Consider the following 16,807-nt stretch of genomic DNA (forward strand, 5'->3'; position numbering starts at 1 on the left):
CGAAGCGAGCTTCGCACCGGCAGAACGAAGGCTCGAGCGAAGCCCCCGATCGAGAGCCAGCGCGCGAAAGGTGATGCCCCAGCGTTGTGAGTTTCAAATTTTTTTCCCAAAAAAATTTGGAACTCACGACGTTCGGGCGGCGCGAAAGCGGAGGGTGTAGCCCTTTCGGACCAACGCACCCTCAGGGATTGCGCACCACAAACGCCCCCCGCACCACCCGCCCATCCTGCAGCGAGAAATCGATCCTCACCGTGTCGCCCGCCTTCAGCGGAGACTTCGGACCCATCAACATCAGATGCAAGCCACCCGGCTTGAACTCCACACTGCCCTCCGGCGCAATCGGCAACGAAGGCACGGCACGCATCCGACTCACCCCATCCACGAGCGTCGTCTCGTGCATCTCGACACTCCCGTAACTTGCGCTCTTCGCACTGCCGATCGTCGCGGGCGTCTTGCACGCATTCTCGATCCGCCCGAAACCCGCATGCATCGGCATGCCGCCCGGCACCAGGCGAATCCACCCATCGCGCACGACCGGCGCACAGGTATCGGGCTTGCCTTTCGCGCAAGCGGGCGTCGCAAACAAGACCGAAACGAGCGCCAGGACGGCGATGGAGCGGAAAGTCTTCATGCGCCTATGATAGCGCCGCCCCCACCCCGGACTCCCCCGCATGCTCGTCGAACGCATTCCGCACGGCCCCATCGTCGAACTCAAGCTGGCGCGTGCGCCGGTCAATGCGCTCGACCCCGCGCTCTGCAACGACCTGCGCACCGCACTCGCAGACGCGATCAAAGGCGGCGCGCAAGGCATCGTGTTGTCGGGTGGGCCGAAGGTGTTTTCCGCCGGCCTCGACGTTCCGTATTTGCTGTCGCTCGGGGACGATCGCGCGGCGCTGCTGAGCGCGTGGTCCGCGTTCTTCGATGCCGCGCGCGCGCTCGCCGAATCGCCGGTTCCCGTTGCGGCCGCCGTCGCCGGCCATGCACCCGCCGGTGGCTGCGTGCTCGCACTGTGTTGCGACTATCGCGTCATGGCCGAAGGGCCGTATCGGCTGGGCCTCAACGAAACCCAGGTGGGCCTGGTCGCGCCCGAAGGCATCCAGTGGCTGATGCGGCGCATCGTCGGCCTGCATCGCGCCGAACGGTTACTTGTCAGTGGCCAGATGCTCGACAGCGCGCAGGCGCATGCGATCGGCCTGGTCGACGAACTCGCGGCGATCGACGAGGTCGCCACGCGCGCGCGCCTGTGGCTCGAAGGGCTCGTCGCCTTGCCGCGCGAGCCGATGCTGCGCACGCGTTCGATCTCGCGCGCCGATGTCGTGGCCGCGATGCAGCCCGAGCGCATCCAGCTCGAAAGCTTCATCGATGCGTGGACGGCGCCCGATACGCAGCAGGGTTTGCGCGCGTTGATCGCGCGCCTCGGGAAATAGTCAGGCGCCTTCGGCGATCGGGCGCGATGGATCGGAGATCCATCCGCTCCACGAGCCGGTGAACAAACGCGCGCCGCGCAAGCCGGCGCGCTCCATCGCCAGCAGGTGGTGGCATGCGGTCACGCCCGAGCCGCACATCACGATCGCTTCGCCTGCGGGCTTGCCGTGCAGCAAGGCGCGGAATTCGTCGGCAAGGTCCGCCGGCGGCTTGAACTTGCCGTGGTCGAGGTTCATCGCGAAATGGCGATTGATCGCACCCGGCACGTGGCCGGCGATGCGGTCGATCATCTCGTTCTCGCCGCGGAAGCGATCGGCCGCGCGCGCGTCGATCAGGATGTAACCGGCGTCGAGGCTTTCCTGCACCTGCTCGGCATCGAGCAGGCGCGTGGTATCGAACGTGCCGCTGTAACGCGTGGTGATCGGCTTCTTCGGCGACGAATCCACCGGCAAGCCCAGCGAGGACCAGCGCGACCAGCCCCCATCGAGCACGGCGACCTTCTCGTGCCCGAGCGCGCGCATCAGGAACCAGAAGCGCGAGGCGTGCGCGCCGTCGCCGTCGTCGTAGGCGACGACCTGGTCGTCGGGACCGATGCCCCATTCGCCCAGGCGTTGCGTGAAGCGGGCCGCGTCGGGCCACGGATGGCGACCGGCGCCCGTGCGCTTCATGTCCGACAGGTCGCGGTCCAGGTGCGCATACACGGCGCCCGGCACGTGGCCGACGAGATACGCGCTCTCGCCCGCCGTCGGGTTGGTCAGGGAAAAGCGACAATCGACGATCTTGACGTCGGGCCTGCCGATCGCGATCGCGAGCGTTTCGGCCTGCACGAGGGTGTTCCAGCCGGACATCGGTTCCTCCGGTGCGGGCGGGGGCCCGCGGTCCTGATGGGTCTAGCTTGCCGCAGCGATGCGTTCGCGCAAGTTGAAGAGGATCGAGGCGGTGGCGCCCCAGATCCGTTGCCGCGGGTTACCCCTATCCACGAATTCCAGCACCCGGCGCGGCCGTCCTCCCGGAATCGGCCGACCCAGCAGGGTCGCCACATCGGTCGCGTTGAGGTTGGCGGGGTCCAGCAGGTAGTCGAGCGGGACTTCGAAGACTTCGGCCACTTCGCCCGGATCGGGCCGCGGCACGAATTCCGGATCGACCATCGCCACCAGCGGAAGCACCCGGAAACCGGTGATCGTGCAAAGCGGATCGAGGAAGCCGAGCGGCGCGGCCTGCGCGGCCTGCAACCCGATTTCCTCGCGGCTTTCGCGCAGCGCGGCGGCGATGGCGTCGCGATCGTCGGGTTCGATGCGCCCGCCCGGGAAACTCACCTGCCCCGCGTGGTGGCGCAGTTCGTCGGTGCGGCGCGTGAGCAACACCTGCCAGCCTTCGCTGCGCGTGACCAGGCCGACGAGCACCGCGGCTTCGCGCAGGGGCGCCTGGGGCAACAGATCGACGAGGTCCTCGTGGTTCCATCCGGGGCCGACAGGGGGCGCGTCGATGGGATGCAGCACCGCGCGCAGGTGCACCAGGTCCAGGCCGACGCTCATTTCGGCGCGTAAGGCGGGCGCGCGGGCAGCACGACGTCCATGACGTGCAGGCGCTCTTCGTCGCTCATCAGGCTCCAGCGCGCGATCTCGTTGGTCGTGCGTCGGCAACCCGAGCACAGGTCCTGCGTGTCGAGCTCGCAGATGCCGATGCAGGGGCTGAGGATCGGGCGGGAGGTGGGCGCTGGGTGCACGGTGCGATTTTGACGGATTGCGTTGCCGGAAAAAGAGAACGCCGGCGCTGGGCCGGCGTTCGTCCTTGCTGCGTTGTGCGATTACTTCGCCGAAACCAGCTTCACCTCGAACACCACCGCGACATTCGGCGGGTACGGGCTGCGCGGATCGGCGCCGAAGCCTTGGTCCGGCGGGAGGGCGATTTCCCACTTGGAACCGGCAGGCATGTTGGTCAGCGCTTCGCGCATGCCCTTCATTTCCACCGCGCTCATCTTGATGCCCGTGAGCTTCTCGGCGGCCGGGGCCGCTTCGGGGCGCTTGTTGAGCGGGAACGGACCGGTGACTTCCAGGTCGACCGTGCTGGAAGCGGTCGGCTTGGCGCCGGTGCCGGTTTCGAGCACGCGGTACTGGACGCCGCTGGGCAGGGTCTTCACGCCGGCCTTGGCCTTGTTGGCGGCCAGGAACTGGTCGGACTGGGCCTTGTTGTCGGCCGAAGCCTTGGTGAACTCGGCCTTGCGCTGTTCGGCGCGCGCCTGCTGGCGCTTCTGCAGGCCGGCGATCACCGGTTCGAGGTCCTTCTCCGCGACAGCGGGCTGCTTCTTGGCGTAAGCGTCCTGCATGGCCTTGTACACAGTGGCCATGTCGACCTGCTCGCCGCTTGCAGCCAGATCGCTGCCGAAGCGGTAGCCGAAGTAGTAACTGAGCTTGCCCTTTTCACTCGTGGTCTCCTGGGCGTGGGCGAAGCCCGCGAACAGGGTCAAAGCCGCGACGGTGGCGGCAAGCAGACGCAACTTCATTCGGAACGTACCTCTTGGAATGGGAATGCCCGTCCGTCGGTCCCGGATGGGCGCGCTAGGATAGCGGCGCGAGCGCTGAATCGCCACTGACGACCGGGCCCTGTGACCGGGCCCGGCGTGAGAAGTTCCGCGCCCGGCGAAAGCCGCCCAAATCCTTGTTCGCCCCTCACTCGCCCCCACACTTCACGAGCCCCGAGCATGCCCGATTCCGTCCTGCTGACCGCCGACCGCGGCGCCGTTCGCACCCTCACCGTGCACCGCCCCGACAAGCTCAACGCCCTCAATGCCGACACCCTGGATGCCCTGCACGTGGCCTTCCGCGCGGCCGCCGAGGACGCAAGCGTCCGTTGCGTGGTCCTCACCGGCAGTGGCCCGAAGGCCTTCGTGGCCGGTGCCGACATCAGCGAAATGAATGCGCTCACGCCGGTGCAGGGTCGCGACTTCTCCCTGCGCGGCCAACGCATGATGCGGGGCATCGAAAAGATGCCCAAGCCGGTCATCGCGATGGTCAACGGCTTCGCGCTCGGCGGCGGCCTCGAACTGGCCATGAGCTGCCATCTGCGCATCGCCGCCGACACCGCCAAGGTCGGCCAGCCCGAAATCAACCTCGGCCTCATCCCCGGCTTCGGCGGCACGCAGCGCCTGTTGCGCCTGGCCGGCCGCGCGGCGACGCTGGAACTGTGCCTTGCCGGCGCACCGATCGATGCGCAGCGCGCCATGCAACTGGGCATCGTCAATCGCGTCGTGCCCGCGGCGGAGCTTGAAGCGCAGACGATGGCGCTCGCCGACCAACTGGCCAACGCCGCGCCGCTCGCCCTGCGCGGCATCCTGGACTGCATCAACGTCGGCGGTGAGTGCGGCATCGAAGAAGGCCTGGAATACGAAAGCGCACAGTTCGGCCTGATGTTCGCCACCGACGACATGCGCGAAGGCACCACGGCGTTCCTCGAGCGCCGCAAGCCCACCTTCGCCGGCCGCTGATGGAAGCGTGCGTCGCCTGCGCGTGCGCCTCGCCCGAGGGCGAGGCCGCGCATCGCATCAATGCGGCCTTGCGCGAAGATGATCTGGATCGCGCGATCGCGCTCGGCCTGCTCGACGACATCGCCTGCCCGCGATGCAGCGCCGAATGCGCGCATGCACTCGCCGATGCGCGCGACACGCGACGTCGCGCCCTCGCCGCCCGCGAGCGCTTCCGCGACCGCGCATTGCGCCTGGCCCGCCTGCAACGCGAACGCGACGCGCAGCGCGCGCCGGTGCAGACGCCAACCGGTGCGCCCGCATTGCCAGCCGCCGCAGCGGCCGCGCTCGAGCGTGCAAAGGCACGCGCTGCCCAGAAAAAGGATTGACGCGTGGCCGTCGTGAAGAAGCGGCGCGCCCGCCGAACGCTCCTCACCAAACCCCAGATCGTCGAACTGTTCTCGCGCCTGCGCGAACTCAACCCGCACCCCACCACCGAACTCGAGTTCAAGACGCCGTTCGAGCTCCTTGTCGCCGTCGTGCTCTCCGCGCAATCCACCGACGTGGGCGTGAACAAGGCCACGCGCAAACTCTTCCCCGTCGCCAACACGCCGGCCGCGATCGCGAAACTCGGTGAAGAAAAACTCAAGCGTTACATCGCGACCATCGGCCTGTTCAACACCAAGGCCGCCAACGTCGTCGCGCTGAGCCACCGCTTGCTGGAAGAACACGACGGCCAGGTGCCGCGCGACCGCGCCGCGCTGGAAGCGCTGCCGGGCGTGGGCCGCAAGACGGCGAACGTCGTCCTCAACACCGCCTTCGGCGAACCGACAATGGCCGTGGACACGCACATCTTCCGCGTGTCCAACCGCACCGGCCTGGCGCCGGGCAAGGACGTGCGCGAAGTCGAGGACAATTTGTTGCACGTGGTGCCGCCCGAATTCCTGCACGACGCACACCACTGGCTGATCCTCCACGGGCGTTACACCTGCATCGCGCGCAAGCCGCGTTGCCCGGCCTGCCCCATCCGCGACATCTGTCGCTACAGGGAGAAGACAACCGAGCTGGAATGACGCCCGGATGTCATGTAGGCGCAACTTGTCACAATAACGAAAGATTCACGCCCTACGCTGCGCGGCATTCATCCACCACCCGCCCAGAAGGGCCCGCCATGAATCTGACCCGCAGCACCCTTGCCCTCGCGCTGCTCGGCGCCATCGGTTGTTTCGCCGCCCCGGCCGCGAAGGCCCAGGTCGCGATCGACGTGATCGGCGACTCCGAAGTGACCTTCGAAGGCCTCGTCCAGGCCGACCTGTACTGGTACGACGCCGACTTCGCGCTGCTCAACAACGACGGCCCGGACGGCCGCGACGGCGACTATGAAATGCGCCGCGCCGAGCTCGTGCTGAAAGGCAAGGGCCCGGGCAACATCGAGTGGGTCATGGGCTACGACGCCAAGGCCGACAAGTGGCTCGACGTCAACGCCAAGTACAAGTTCGGCGGCAACCCGAACCACTACGTGCAGTTCGGTCAGTACAAGCAGCTGATGTCGCTGGAAGAGCTGTCCTCGACGAAGAACAACGACTTCATCGCCAAGGCCTCGATCACCAACACCTTCGGCGTCGCGCGTCGCCTCGGCGGCATGTACTCCTACGGCGACAACAACTGGGCGATCGCGGCGAGCATGTTCACGCGCGAATTGACCGAGCATCCGTCGCCGACGCCGCACGGCCCGGGTTGGGGCATCCGCGGTTACTGGGCGCCGATCAACGGCAACGGCAACATCTTCCACGTCGGCGCTTCGTGGAACGAGTACGACACCTTCGGCGACACCGCTCGTTGGCGCGCGCGTCCGCTGGCCGACCTGTCGAACCGCATCATCGACACGGGCGACCTGAAGAACACCGACCGCAACAAGACGCTCGGCCTGGAATCGTTCTGGGCGCATGGCCCGTTCAAGATCCAGGGCGAGTACATGAAGACGGAAACCGATCGCTACGGCCTGGGCCCGAATGCGGAAACCTATTCGGCCGACGGTGCGTACATCTCGGGTCTCTGGAACATCACGGGTGAGTCGTTCGGTTACAAGAACGGCGTGCCGACCACTCCGCTGCCGAACAATCCGGCCGGCGGTATGTGGCAGGTTGGTCTGCGCTACGACACGATCGATCTGAACGATGGGTCGGTGGTTCCGGGTTCGACGCCGACTTCGAGTCCGAAGGTGGTGGGTGCGCTCGGCGGTGAGATGGATTCCTGGACGCTCGGGGTGAACTGGTACTGGCGTTCGAACTTCAAGTTCATGCTGGACTACGTGATCGTCGACAGCTCGAAGTACATCGGCACGACGTCGTCGACGTACGCCGAGGATCCGATCAGCAACAATCGCGCCTTCAACCGGGTTGTCGACGACAAGCCGAACATCCTGGAAGCGCGCATTCAGTTCTACTGGTAATACCGGCTCCCCCACGGGGCTATGGAAGGCGCGGCCGGGAGGTCGCGCCTTTTCTTTTGGTCCGGGGAATGGGGAATGGGGAATAGGGAAATGGGAGTTGCACCTTATTCCCCATTCCCCATTCCCGCTTTTCAGCCTGCCCTGAATCGCGAACCCCATGTCACGCCGCTGTCATATCCCCAACATCCGAGTGTCACGCAACGGTTATGGAATGCACGCATCCGGGCGACGTCGCTCGTGCATATCCCTTCAGGAGACATCCGTGTCCTACTTCGCTCCGCTCCGCACCACCGCACTGTCGCTGGCAATCGTCCTGGCCGGCGGGTTCGCCGCGTCCGCCCACGCCGCCGACGTCACGGGCGCGGGTGCGTCCTTCGTCTATCCCATCATGTCGAAGTGGTCGGCCGATTACGCCGCCGCCACCCAGAAGAAAGTGAATTACCAGTCGATCGGTTCGGGCGGCGGTATCGCGCAGATCAAGGCCGGTACGGTGGACTTCGGTTCGTCGGATGCGCCGTTGAAGCCGGAAGAGTTGGCGAAGTTCGGGCTGGCGCAGTTTCCCTCGGTGATCGGCGGCGTGGTGCCGGTGGTCAACGTGCCGGGTGTTGCGGCCGGTGCGATGAAGCTCGACGGTCCGCTGCTGGCCGATATCTTCCTCGGCAAGGTCACGATGTGGAACGACCCGCGCATCGTCGAGATCAACGGCGGCCTGAAGTTGCCGGCGAAGAAGATCACGATCGTGCATCGCTCCGATGGTTCGGGTACGACGTTCAACTTCGTCAACTACCTGTCCAAGGTCAGCCCGGAGTGGAAGACCAAGGTCGGTGAAGGCACGGCCGTGAAGTGGCCGGGCGGCATCGGCGGCAAGGGCAACGAAGGCGTCGCTGCGTACGTCAAGCAGATCAACGGCGGCATCGGCTATGTCGAGATGTCCTACGCGTTGCAGAACAAGATGACCTACTCGCGCATGAAGAATGCCGCGGGCAACTTCATCAACCCGAGCAACGACAGCTTCCAGGCCGCCGCCGCGAGCGCCGACTGGGCGAACGCGAAGGACTTCTACCTGGTGATGACCAACGCGCCGGGCGCGCAGTCCTGGCCGATCACCGCGACCAATTTCATCCTGATGTACAAGCAGCCGAAGAATGCGGCCGGTGCGAAGAACGCCAAGGAGTTCTTCGAGTGGGCCTACACCAATGGCGATGCGTCGGCGACGAAGCTGGACTACGTGCCGCTGCCGGATGACCTGGTGAAGCAGATCGAGGCGTATTGGTCGACGAACCTGAAGTACTGAACAAGGTCCGACCCCTCCTCCCGGACCTTCCAGAACGCGGGCGCAATGCCCGCGTTCTTTTTGTCCGGCGCCCTGTCATCCGCGTGTCACGGAACTGCCACACGCTAACGCCATGAATTCGATCGCCCTGCCCCTGGACCACACCGATGCGCGCTCTTCGCGCGACGTCCGCAACGACCGCGCCTTCGCCTGGATCGTCGGCACGGCCGGTGTGTTCGTGCTCGTCGCGCTCATCGCGGCGGCCTTCTCGATGTTCTGGGGCGGCCGCCTGGCCTTCCAGACCTTCGGCCTGAAATTCCTGTGGACCGATGCCTGGGATCCGGTGAACCAGGTGTTCGGTGCGCTGGTTCCGATCTACGGCACGCTGGTCACCGCCTTCGTCGCGATGCTCATCGCCGTACCGGTGAGTTTCGGCATCGCGATGTTCCTTACCGAGATCGCGCCGAAGTGGTTGCGCGGCCCGGTCGGCGCCGGCATCGAATTGCTCGCCGGCATCCCGTCGATCATCTACGGCATGTGGGGCCTGTTCGTCCTGGTGCCCGTGCTGTCCGAACACGTCTATCCGTGGGTCGACGAACACATGGGTACGTGGCCGCTCGTCGGCCGCTTCTTCTCCGGCCCGCCGCTCGGTTTGGGCATGGGGACCGCGGGCCTGGTGCTCGCGATCATGGTGATTCCCTTCATCGCGTCGGTCATGCGCGAAGTGTTCCTCACCGTGCCGGGGCGTTTGAAGGAATCGGCATACGCCCTCGGCGCCACGCGCTGGGAAGTGGTGTGGGACGTGGTGCTGCCCTACACGCGCTCGGCGGTCATCGGCGGCATCTTCCTCGGCCTGGGCCGCGCACTCGGCGAAACGATGGCGGTCACCTTCGTGCTCGGCAACGCGCATGAACTCACCGCCTCGTTGCTGATGCCGGGCAACTCGATCGCCGCGACCATCGCCAACGAATTCGCCGAAGCCGATTCGGAGATGTATCGCAGCGCGCTGATCGCGCTGGGCTTCGTGTTGTTCCTGGTCACCTTCACCGTGCTGACCATCGCGCGCCTGATGCTCCGCCAGCTCTCGCGCAAGGAAGGCAACTGATGGCCAGCATGGAAGCCCTCTACAAGTTCCGTCGCGCGAAGAACCTCGTCGCGCAGGTGCTCGCCACCTTCGCGACGATCTTCGGCCTGTTCTGGCTGGCGTGGATCGTGTGGACGACGCTGACCAACGGCATCGCCGCACTCGACCTCGACCTCTTCACCAAGATGACGCCCCCGCCGGGCGACGACGGCGGCCTGCTCAACGCGATCTTCGGCAGCGTGGCGATGAGCCTGCTCGGCGTGTTGTTCGGTGCGCCGATCGGCGTGCTCGCCGGTACCTACCTCGCCGAGTTCGCCCGCACGCGCTTCACCGCGCGCCTGGGCGAAACGATCCGCTTCGTCAACGACATCCTGCTGTCGGCGCCGTCGATCGTGCTGGGCCTGTTCGTGTACACGCTCGTCGTCGCGCCGATGGGGCACTTCTCCGCGCTGGCCGGTGCGATCGCGCTCGCCTTCATCGTGCTGCCGGTCGTGGTGCGCACCACCGACGAAATGCTGCGCCTGGTGCCCGCGCAAATGCGCGAAGCCGCGCTCTCGCTCGGCGTGCCGCAGTGGAAGGTGACCGTGCAGGTGCTCTATCGCGCCTCGTTGCCGGGCATCGTCACGGGCATCCTGCTCGCCCTGGCCCGCATCTCCGGCGAAACCGCGCCGCTGCTGTTCACCGCGCTCAACAACCAGTACTGGACCACCGACCTCTCGCAGCCCATGGCCAACGTGCCGGTCGTGATCTTCCAGTACGCCATGAGCCCCTTCGAAGCGTGGCACACGCTCGCCTGGGCCGGCGCCTTCGTGCTGACGGTGTTCGTCCTGCTCGTTTCCCTTGCCGCCCGCGCGATCGTCTCCCGTTCGCGCATGGTCCACGACTGATCTTCCCCTTATGACGCTCCTCCAGCGGATCCCGGACATGAACGACGCACGCATCGCCGTCGCCACCCCGCAACGCGACAACACCCTGGCGACGATCTCGCCGATCAAGCTCGCCGCGCGTGGTTTGAACTTCCACTACGACAAATTCCACGCGGTGAAGAACATCCACCTCGAGGTCCCCGAGAATCGCGTGACCGCGCTGATCGGGCCGTCGGGCTGCGGCAAGTCGACGCTGCTGCGCATCTTCAACCGCATCTACGCGCTGTATCCGAAGCAGACCGCGACGGGCGAAGTGCTGCTGGACGGGCAGAACGTGCTCGACCCGAAGTACCCGCTCAACCGCCTGCGCAGCAAGGTCGGCATGGTGTTCCAGAAGCCCGTGCCGTTCCCGATGACGATCTACGAGAACGTCGCCTACGGCATCCGCCACCACGAACGCCTGTCGAAGTCCGACATGGACGCGCGGGTCGAGGAAGCGCTGCGCCAGGCCGCGCTGTGGGACGAGGTGAAAGACAAGTTGAAGCAGAGCGCGCTAGGCCTGTCCGGCGGCCAGCAGCAGCGCCTGTGCATCGCGCGCGCCGTGGCCCTGCGCCCCGATGTGTTGCTGCTCGACGAGCCGACGTCCGCGCTCGACCCGATTTCCACCAGCCGCATCGAACAGCTGGTGGAAGAACTCAAGCAGCGCTACACCATCCTCATCGTGACCCACAACATGCAGCAGGCCGCGCGCGTTTCGGACTACACCGCCTTCATGTACCTGGGCGACCTGATCGAACACGACACGACGGAAGTCATCTTCTCCAACCCCTCGAAGCAACAGACCGAGGACTACATCACGGGGCGTTTCGGATGAACCAGGTCCACGACCACATCGTCAAGAGCTACGACGAAGAACAACGCCGCCTGCTCGACGAAATCGTGCGCATGGGCACGATGGCCGCGGCGCAGCTGGAAGCCGCGCTCGACGTGGTGGAACGCCGCGACGACAAGGCCGCCGAACGCATCGTCGCCAACGACGAAGCGATCGACGCCATCGAGCGCGAAATCGACCACGGCGTGATGAAGCTCGCGCTGCGCGGGCCGATGGCGCGCGACCTGCGCACGATCCTCGCCGCGCTCAAGGTCTCCTCCGATATCGAACGCATCGGCGACTACGCCGCCAACGTCGCCAAGCGCTCGTGCGCGCTGAACCTCTCGCCGCCGCTGCCGCATACCCGCGGGCTGGATGCACTCGGCCGCTTGGCGCTGGAACAAGTGCGCGATGTCATCGTCGCCTACCGCGACAGCGACAGCGACGCCGCCCAGCGCGTCCGCAACCGCGACGCCGAACTGGATACGCAGTACACCGGCCTGTTCCGCGAACTGCTGACCTACATGATGGAAGACGCGCGCGCGATCACCCCGTGCACGCACCTGCTGTTCATGGCGAAGAACCTGGAACGCATCGGCGACCACGCGACCAACATCGCCGAGAACATCTGGTTCCTGGTGCATGGCGAAGAACCGCTGCCGCCGCGGGAAAAGCGCGACGCCACGAATAGCTGAGGGAAAAGAGCGGGAATGGGGAATAGGGAATGGGGAATAGGAAGGCGCTCCTTATTCCCCATTCCCCATTCCCCATTCCCGCCTTTTGCATCCGTCGCCCATCCCCCTGCGTATCTCCCCCGAGCTCAGGCATCATTGCCCGCCTGCTCGCCCCTGCGGCCAAGCCGCGTCATGGAGATGCGTATGTCCAGCAAGATCAAATCCCCCCTGGCCCTGAGTGCCGCGCTCGCAGGTGGACTGGTGCTGACCGGTTCGGCGTTCGCGATGCAGCCGCTGTCGAGCGGCTACATGGCCTCGGACTCGGCCGTCGCCGAAGGCTCGTGCGGCGCCGAACACAAGGCCGCCGAAGCGAAGAAGACCGCCGACACCGGCATGAAGGCCGAAGGCGGCATGAAGGCCGAAGAAGGCAAGTGCGGCGTGGCGAAGATGGACAGCGACAAGGACGGCAAGGTCTCTAAGGCCGAGTTCGCCGCCGCGCACGACAACGACGACAGCAAGTTCGCCTCGCACGACACCAACAGCGACGGCTTCATCACCGCCGACGAAATGGAAGCCCACATGGGCGGCTCCGGCGGCGCGGGCAAGATGATGGAAGAAGGCAAGTGCGGCGAAGGGAAGTGCGGCGCCAGCGCGTAATCGGCTGATGGCACTGCCTGCCGCATCCGCGGGGCTCGGCCTGCGGCGCGCCCTGATGGGCGCGCTGCAGGACGCGCCGATGGACGCGTTCGATTTCCTCGAATGCGCGCCGGAGAACTGGATCGGCGTGGGCGGGCGATTGGGCGATGGGTTCGCTTCGCTCGCGTCGCGGCATCCGATCACGTGTCATGGGTTGTCGCTGTCCCTGGGCGGGCCCTCGCCACTCGACGCCGGCTTCGTCGATCGCGTCGGCACGTTCCTCGACCGCCACGCCATCGCGCACTACAGCGAACACCTGAGCTATTGCAGCGACGACGGCCAGTTGTACGACCTGCTACCGATTCCGTTCACGGATGTCGCCGTGCAACACGTCGCCGACCGCATTCGCAACGTGCAGGATCGCCTCGGCCGCCGCATCGCGATCGAAAACGTCAGCTACTACGCAGCCCCGCATCGCGCACTCGACGAAGCGGACTTCGTCAACGCCGTCCTCGATGCCGCCGACTGCGACCTGCTGCTCGACGTCAACAACGTCTACGTCAACGCGATCAACCACGGCTACGACGCACGCGCCTTCCTCGCGGCGATGCCGACGGAACGCGTCACGCAGTACCACATCGCCGGGCATTACGACGAAGCGCACGACCTGAAGATCGACACGCACGGCGCGCCGGTGAAAGACGATGTGTGGGCGCTGCTCGATCACGCGTATGCCTTGCACGGCGTGCGGCCGACGCTGCTGGAACGCGACTTCAACTTCCCCGCGTTCGACGTGTTGCTCGCGGAAGTCGAGCGGATCCGCGAGATCCAACGCCGCCATGTCTGACGCATTGCGGGAACAGCAGCTCGCTTTCGCGGCGCACGTGCGCGACCCCGCGAACAACCCCGCGCCCGACGGCATCGAAGACCGGCGCATGGCGATTTACCGGGACCTGTTCTTCAACAGCCTCCAGGGTCTGCTGGCGTCCAACTTCCCGGTGATCCGGAAGACGCTCGGCGACGACGCCTGGCGCGCACTCGCTCGCGAGTTCTATGCAACCCATCGCGCGCAAACGCCGCTGTTCACCGAAGTCGGTAACGAATTCGTACAGTGGCTGTCGCCGCGAGACGGCTGGCTCCCCGAACTCGCGCACTACGAATACGCCGAACTGGCGCTGTCGATCTCCGACCCACCGATGCCCCCGCACGACCCGTACGGCGATCTCCTCGACGCCATCCCCGTCGCCTCCCCGAACGCCTGGCCCCTCGCCTACACCTGGCCCGTCCATCGCATCGGCCCCGGCTTCCAACCCGAGGCGCGGCCGGCAGAACCCACCCTCCTCCTGCTCCATCGCGACCCGGCGGGCGACGTCCACTTCTCCACGCTCTCGCCGGTCACCTTCGCCCTGCTCGCGATGATCGACGCCAATGCGAGCGAAAGCGGCCGCGGCCTCCTGCAAACCCTCGCCACGCAAGCCCAGCCACCCGATCCGGCCGCTTTCCTGCAAGGCGGCGAAACCACCCTCCGCGACCTCCAGACCCAAGGCGTGCTGCTGGGAACCGTGCCGCGCTGCTAGGCTGTCGCGATGACGCAGTCCGACACCCCGCCCGCCACCGAACCCGGCAGCGAGACGCCCACCTTCCGCCGCATGTCCGATCGCTTCCGCGGCTACCTGCCCGTGGTCGTCGACGTCGAAACCGGCGGCTTCGACTGGCAGAAGCACGCGCTGCTGGAAATGGCCGTCATCCCGATCGACCTCGACGCCCAGGGCCGCTACATCCCCGGCGAAGTCGCGAGCTCCCACTTCATCCCCGCCCCCGGCCTGGCGATCGATCCCAAGTCGCTCGAAATCACCGGCATCGTCCTCGACCACCCCTTCCGCTTCGCCAAACACGAGAAAGAAGGCCTCGACCACGTCTTCGCCGCCGTGCGCGCCGCCGTGCGCAAACACAACTGCCAGCGCGCGATCCTCGTCGGCCACAACGCCCACTTCGACCTCAACTTCCTCAACGCCGCCGTCGCCCGCGTGCAACACAAGCGCAACCCCTTCCACCCCTTCAGCGTGTTCGACACCGTGACCCTGGGTGGCGTGGCGTTCGGTCAGACCGTGCTCGCGCGCGCGGTGCAGGCCGCGGGGATGGAATGGAACGGCGAGGAAGCGCACTCGGCGGTTTACGACGCGGAGAAGACCGCGGCGTTGTTCTGCAGCGTGGCGAACAAGTGGGGGATCGGCATGGGGCAAGGCGCCCGTGAATGACACCGTCGCCATCGCGGACCAGTCCCAAGCGTTCGAGATGGTGATCTGCCGGCATGGCTTCACTGCGTACATGCGCGATTACGATATTGTCGCCGCACAGTACGAAGGAACGCGCCTGGTCGGGCAACGCTTGTATCGATTCGTCGGTTGCGTTTCTGCCTCTGTCGAGACGCGAGTCGATGCGTCGGAGTATGCGAACTTGTCGGCCGTGGATGTGCGACAAGTGTCGTCCGGAAGCGATGGATTCGATTGGAGCGTGGGGTCATCGACCGCCCATTCTGGAATCAGCCTCGTCGAAGACGACGACCTGCGGCGATGGGAAGCGCGGCTCGGCAGGACACTGCACAAGGCAGTCCTGGCGACCGAGGCTTATCGCCTGGAACTCGTGTTCGTTGCGCTCGCTACCGAGATGGGCAATGGCGCGCCTCCTCACGACCGCTGAGAGATCGCCTCCGACTGGTCCGAATCGCTTCTAAGCCGACTTCGCGGAACCTTACCGGCTGAAGAACCACACCAGCCACACGACGAGCATCCCGACCAACCCGGCGATCTCTGTCGCGAAATAGGCGCGGATCAACCTTCGGTCAGCGCGCTCCAGACGCCACGAATCCCAAAACAAGCGCGTCGGAAGAATGCCCGAGTAGAAGAACCTCGGCGGCCTGCCCGCCTCTTCGTATTGGCCGGTCCGATGCAGCCACGAAATGACCCGATTGCGCAGCACGATCGAGGCGAGCACGAACACGCCGACGACGCAGAACGCAACTTCCAGCGACGGGGTCAACCCCTTCATCTGTCCGCCACGTCCGCGCGCGCCCGCAAACTCCGCGACCGCCACAACCCATACGCACTCACCAGCACCCACGTACTCTCGAGCACGAACACCGAGATGTTGAACGAACCCATCAACGACACGAGGATGCCCAGCGCGCCGAACAGATTGAGCAACTGATACGTCGCCCCGTCCCCGCGCATCTTGCCCATCTGCTGCGCCGCGAACGCCGCGAGGATCATCAACGTCCCCGCGAACCCGACGACGTCGTACCAGGCGAAATTCACAGCCGCTGCCTCACCGCTTCGAACAAGGCCACGCCGGTGGCGACCGACACGTTGAGCGATTCGAACTCCCCCGGCATCGGAATGCGCACCAACTGATCGCAATGCTCACGCGTCAACCGGCGCAGCCCATCGGCCTCGCCACCGAGCACCAACGCGACATTGCCCTTCATGTCGATCGAATACAGCGACGCCTCGGCCTCGCCCGCCAACCCGTAGATCCACACACCCTGCTGCTGCAGATCGCGCAGGCACCGCGCGAGATTGGTCACGCGCACGACCGGGATACTGTCCGCCGCACCCGCCGAGGTCTTGCGCACCGTCGCATTGACCTGCACCGCCTTGTCCTTCGGAATCACCACCGCCGTCACCGCAGCGGCCGCCGCACTGCGCAGACACGCGCCGAGATTGTGGGGATCCTGCACCCCGTCGAGCACCAACACGAGCGCCTTCCCCGCCGCCGCCTCGACCAACCCCTCCAACTCATCCTCGCCCCAGGTCTTGGCCGCCGCATACCGCGCGACCGCCCCCTGGTGCCGCAGCCCGCCGGCCACCCCGTCGAGCGCGTTTTGCGCCACCCGCCGAACCTCGATCCCCAACCGCCGGGCCTGGGTTTCGATCTCGGTGATGCGCGGGTTCTTGGCATTGGCGTCGAGGAGGACCTCCCGCACGTTCTCGCCGTCGTGCTCGACGGCGGAAGCGACGGCGTTGATGCCGGCGATCCATTGGGATTGTTTGTTCATGGGCAATATTGT

General features: G+C 66.0%; 21 protein-coding genes and 1 pseudogene. 15 read left to right on the top strand and 7 right to left on the bottom strand.

Translation table 11 applies throughout. From position 1 onward, the window contains the following. Positions 1–181: 181 nt before the first annotated feature. Entirely contained in the window at positions 182–631 is a 450-nt protein-coding gene (locus AB4059_RS03615) for a copper chaperone PCu(A)C (protein ID WP_498976658.1), read from the bottom strand. A 40-nt stretch (positions 632–671) separates the two neighbouring features. Between AB4059_RS03615 and AB4059_RS03620 the strand changes: the two genes are divergently transcribed. Continuing rightward, positions 672–1,427, top strand: coding sequence for an enoyl-CoA hydratase/isomerase family protein (locus AB4059_RS03620; protein WP_498976660.1), 756 nt, complete (start codon positions 672–674; stop codon positions 1,425–1,427). On the opposite strand, the gene AB4059_RS03625 is transcribed toward AB4059_RS03620, so the two are convergent. The 3 genes and pseudogenes from AB4059_RS03625 to AB4059_RS03635 form a co-directional block, all read right to left on the bottom strand. Continuing rightward, complete coding sequence (locus AB4059_RS03625) at positions 1,428–2,273, bottom strand: sulfurtransferase (RefSeq protein WP_498976662.1); 846 nt, start codon at positions 2,271–2,273, stop codon at positions 1,428–1,430. It abuts the gene before it with no gap. A gap of 42 nt (positions 2,274–2,315) precedes the next feature. Beyond that, positions 2,316–3,151, bottom strand: a pseudogene (locus tag AB4059_RS03630) (NUDIX hydrolase). An 81-nt stretch (positions 3,152–3,232) separates the two neighbouring features. Beyond that, positions 3,233–3,928: an FKBP-type peptidyl-prolyl cis-trans isomerase gene (locus tag AB4059_RS03635; protein ID WP_498976664.1), complete on the bottom strand. Its 696-nt coding sequence runs from the start codon at positions 3,926–3,928 to the stop codon at positions 3,233–3,235. A gap of 198 nt (positions 3,929–4,126) precedes the next feature. Between AB4059_RS03635 and AB4059_RS03640 the strand changes: the two genes are divergently transcribed. The 14 genes from AB4059_RS03640 (at position 4,127) to AB4059_RS03705 (ending at position 15,441) form a co-directional block, all read left to right on the top strand. Further along, positions 4,127–4,909, top strand: a complete 783-nt coding sequence (locus tag AB4059_RS03640; protein WP_498976666.1) for an enoyl-CoA hydratase/isomerase family protein — start codon at positions 4,127–4,129, stop codon at positions 4,907–4,909. Further along, complete coding sequence (locus AB4059_RS03645) at positions 4,909–5,274, top strand: hypothetical protein (RefSeq protein ID WP_498976668.1); 366 nt, start codon at positions 4,909–4,911, stop codon at positions 5,272–5,274. The genes AB4059_RS03640 and AB4059_RS03645 overlap by 1 nt, the downstream gene beginning before the upstream one ends. A 3-nt stretch (positions 5,275–5,277) precedes the next feature. Then, positions 5,278–5,958 carry an endonuclease III gene (gene nth, locus AB4059_RS03650; RefSeq protein WP_498976670.1) on the top strand — a complete coding sequence of 227 codons (681 nt, stop codon included), beginning with the start codon at positions 5,278–5,280 and terminating at the stop codon, positions 5,956–5,958. Between the two features lie 98 nt (positions 5,959–6,056). Further along, complete coding sequence (locus AB4059_RS03655; RefSeq protein ID WP_498976672.1) at positions 6,057–7,337, top strand: OprO/OprP family phosphate-selective porin; 1,281 nt, start codon at positions 6,057–6,059, stop codon at positions 7,335–7,337. A 157-nt stretch (positions 7,338–7,494) separates the two neighbouring features. After that, entirely contained in the window at positions 7,495–8,631 is a 1,137-nt protein-coding gene (gene pstS, locus AB4059_RS03660; protein WP_498976674.1) for a phosphate ABC transporter substrate-binding protein PstS, read from the top strand. A gap of 112 nt (positions 8,632–8,743) precedes the next feature. Beyond that, complete coding sequence (gene pstC, locus AB4059_RS03665; RefSeq protein ID WP_498976676.1) at positions 8,744–9,715, top strand: phosphate ABC transporter permease subunit PstC; 972 nt, start codon at positions 8,744–8,746, stop codon at positions 9,713–9,715. Then, the gene (pstA, locus tag AB4059_RS03670) at positions 9,715–10,581 is read left to right on the top strand and encodes a phosphate ABC transporter permease PstA (protein WP_498976678.1); all 867 of its coding nucleotides are present in this window, start codon (positions 9,715–9,717) and stop codon (positions 10,579–10,581) included. Before pstC ends, pstA begins: the two co-directional genes overlap by 1 nt. 37 nt (positions 10,582–10,618) lie before the next feature. Beyond that, complete coding sequence (gene pstB, locus AB4059_RS03675) at positions 10,619–11,434, top strand: phosphate ABC transporter ATP-binding protein PstB (RefSeq protein WP_498976680.1); 816 nt, start codon at positions 10,619–10,621, stop codon at positions 11,432–11,434. Then, positions 11,431–12,126: a phosphate signaling complex protein PhoU gene (gene phoU / locus AB4059_RS03680; protein ID WP_498976682.1), complete on the top strand. Its 696-nt coding sequence runs from the start codon at positions 11,431–11,433 to the stop codon at positions 12,124–12,126. The genes pstB and phoU overlap by 4 nt, the downstream gene beginning before the upstream one ends. A gap of 183 nt (positions 12,127–12,309) precedes the next feature. Next, positions 12,310–12,762 carry an EF-hand domain-containing protein gene (locus tag AB4059_RS03685; RefSeq protein WP_498976684.1) on the top strand — a complete coding sequence of 151 codons (453 nt, stop codon included), beginning with the start codon at positions 12,310–12,312 and terminating at the stop codon, positions 12,760–12,762. 7 nt (positions 12,763–12,769) lie between these two features. Next, positions 12,770–13,588, top strand: coding sequence for an HvfB family MNIO-type RiPP peptide maturase (locus tag AB4059_RS03690; RefSeq protein WP_498976686.1), 819 nt, complete (start codon positions 12,770–12,772; stop codon positions 13,586–13,588). Beyond that, entirely contained in the window at positions 13,581–14,318 is a 738-nt protein-coding gene (locus AB4059_RS03695; protein WP_498976688.1) for an HvfC family RiPP maturation protein, read from the top strand. Before AB4059_RS03690 ends, AB4059_RS03695 begins: the two co-directional genes overlap by 8 nt. A 72-nt stretch (positions 14,319–14,390) precedes the next feature. Then, on the top strand, positions 14,391–14,999 hold the full coding sequence (rnt, locus tag AB4059_RS03700) for a ribonuclease T (RefSeq protein WP_498977824.1): 609 nt from the start codon (positions 14,391–14,393) through the stop codon (positions 14,997–14,999). After that, positions 14,992–15,441 (top strand): YxiG-like protein, encoded by a 450-nt coding sequence (locus tag AB4059_RS03705; RefSeq protein WP_498976690.1) that lies wholly within the window; start codon positions 14,992–14,994, stop codon positions 15,439–15,441. Before rnt ends, AB4059_RS03705 begins: the two co-directional genes overlap by 8 nt. 51 nt (positions 15,442–15,492) lie before the next feature. Here the strand turns inward: AB4059_RS03705 and AB4059_RS03710 are convergent, their stop codons facing one another. The 3 genes from AB4059_RS03710 to rlmB are packed head-to-tail and all read right to left on the bottom strand — an operon-like array spanning position 15,493 to position 16,795. Next, entirely contained in the window at positions 15,493–15,789 is a 297-nt protein-coding gene (locus tag AB4059_RS03710; RefSeq protein ID WP_498976692.1) for a hypothetical protein, read from the bottom strand. Next, positions 15,786–16,055 carry a CBU_0592 family membrane protein gene (locus AB4059_RS03715; RefSeq protein WP_498976694.1) on the bottom strand — a complete coding sequence of 90 codons (270 nt, stop codon included), beginning with the start codon at positions 16,053–16,055 and terminating at the stop codon, positions 15,786–15,788. The genes AB4059_RS03710 and AB4059_RS03715 overlap by 4 nt, the downstream gene beginning before the upstream one ends. Then, a complete protein-coding gene (rlmB, locus tag AB4059_RS03720) occupies positions 16,052–16,795 on the bottom strand; it encodes a 23S rRNA (guanosine(2251)-2'-O)-methyltransferase RlmB (RefSeq protein WP_498976696.1) in 744 nt (247 codons plus the stop codon). Before rlmB ends, AB4059_RS03715 begins: the two co-directional genes overlap by 4 nt. Positions 16,796–16,807 lie beyond the last annotated feature (12 nt).

The sequence above is a fragment of the Lysobacter sp. 2RAF19 genome, from assembly GCF_052115395.1.
Lineage (GTDB): Bacteria > Pseudomonadota > Gammaproteobacteria > Xanthomonadales > Xanthomonadaceae > Noviluteimonas.

Excerpts from the sequence above, each read along its gene's own strand:
- AB4059_RS03620 (WP_498976660.1), top strand. The coding sequence starts at position 672 with ATGCTCGTCGAACGCATTCCGCACGGCCCCATCGTCGAACTCAAGCTG.
- AB4059_RS03695 (WP_498976688.1), top strand. The coding sequence starts at position 13,581 with ATGTCTGACGCATTGCGGGAACAGCAGCTCGCTTTCGCGGCGCACGTG.
- pstB (WP_498976680.1), top strand. The coding sequence starts at position 10,619 with ATGAACGACGCACGCATCGCCGTCGCCACCCCGCAACGCGACAACACC.
- rnt (WP_498977824.1), top strand. The coding sequence starts at position 14,391 with ATGTCCGATCGCTTCCGCGGCTACCTGCCCGTGGTCGTCGACGTCGAA.
- AB4059_RS03640 (WP_498976666.1), top strand. The coding sequence starts at position 4,127 with ATGCCCGATTCCGTCCTGCTGACCGCCGACCGCGGCGCCGTTCGCACC.
- pstA (WP_498976678.1), top strand. The coding sequence starts at position 9,715 with ATGGCCAGCATGGAAGCCCTCTACAAGTTCCGTCGCGCGAAGAACCTC.
- phoU (WP_498976682.1), top strand. The coding sequence starts at position 11,431 with ATGAACCAGGTCCACGACCACATCGTCAAGAGCTACGACGAAGAACAA.
- AB4059_RS03710 (WP_498976692.1), bottom strand. The coding sequence starts at position 15,789 with ATGAAGGGGTTGACCCCGTCGCTGGAAGTTGCGTTCTGCGTCGTCGGC.
- pstS (WP_498976674.1), top strand. The coding sequence starts at position 7,495 with ATGTCACGCCGCTGTCATATCCCCAACATCCGAGTGTCACGCAACGGT.
- AB4059_RS03645 (WP_498976668.1), top strand. The coding sequence starts at position 4,909 with ATGGAAGCGTGCGTCGCCTGCGCGTGCGCCTCGCCCGAGGGCGAGGCC.
- AB4059_RS03685 (WP_498976684.1), top strand. The coding sequence starts at position 12,310 with ATGTCCAGCAAGATCAAATCCCCCCTGGCCCTGAGTGCCGCGCTCGCA.
- AB4059_RS03690 (WP_498976686.1), top strand. The coding sequence starts at position 12,770 with ATGGCACTGCCTGCCGCATCCGCGGGGCTCGGCCTGCGGCGCGCCCTG.
- rlmB (WP_498976696.1), bottom strand. The coding sequence starts at position 16,795 with ATGAACAAACAATCCCAATGGATCGCCGGCATCAACGCCGTCGCTTCC.
- AB4059_RS03615 (WP_498976658.1), bottom strand. The coding sequence starts at position 631 with ATGAAGACTTTCCGCTCCATCGCCGTCCTGGCGCTCGTTTCGGTCTTG.
- AB4059_RS03625 (WP_498976662.1), bottom strand. The coding sequence starts at position 2,273 with ATGTCCGGCTGGAACACCCTCGTGCAGGCCGAAACGCTCGCGATCGCG.
- pstC (WP_498976676.1), top strand. The coding sequence starts at position 8,744 with ATGAATTCGATCGCCCTGCCCCTGGACCACACCGATGCGCGCTCTTCG.
- AB4059_RS03635 (WP_498976664.1), bottom strand. The coding sequence starts at position 3,928 with ATGAAGTTGCGTCTGCTTGCCGCCACCGTCGCGGCTTTGACCCTGTTC.
- AB4059_RS03655 (WP_498976672.1), top strand. The coding sequence starts at position 6,057 with ATGAATCTGACCCGCAGCACCCTTGCCCTCGCGCTGCTCGGCGCCATC.